This is a genomic window from Paraburkholderia sp. BR10954, assembly GCF_040965775.1.
GTDB lineage: Bacteria > Pseudomonadota > Gammaproteobacteria > Burkholderiales > Burkholderiaceae > Paraburkholderia > Paraburkholderia youngii.
In genome coordinates, this window is record NZ_JBFRCK010000255.1 from 1 (window position 1) to 352 (window position 352).

Annotated in this window: 1 protein-coding gene; it reads left to right on the forward strand. The window is 58.5% G+C overall.

Annotated features, from left to right (window positions below; translation table 11 throughout):
- Nucleotides 1-33 precede the first annotated feature (33 nt).
- The coding region (locus tag AB4Y34_RS42130; RefSeq protein ID WP_368719341.1) for an IS6 family transposase at nucleotides 34-352 on the forward strand (319 nt) is incomplete at its 3' end.

Consider the following 352-nt stretch of genomic DNA (forward strand, 5'->3'; position numbering starts at 1 on the left):
AGAGTGTCGCCCTGACCGATTTGAGGAGCCGCGATGAACAAGCTGAAGAGTCTGGACGGGCTATTCGCCGGCCGTCATTTTGACCGTGAGGTGATCATTCTTTGTGTGCGCTGGTATCTGCGCTACAAACTCAGCCTGCGCGATCTCGTCGAGATGATGGCTGAGCGAGGGTCGTCGCTGGCTCACACGACGATTCTGCGTTGGGTGCGCCGCTATACGCCCGAGTTCGTCAAGCGCTGGAATCATTTTGCCACGTCTGCGGGACGGTCGTGGAGGGTTGACGAGACGTACCTGAAGATCCGGGGCAAATGGGTTTATCTATATCGGGCGGTGGATCGGGACGGCCAGACGG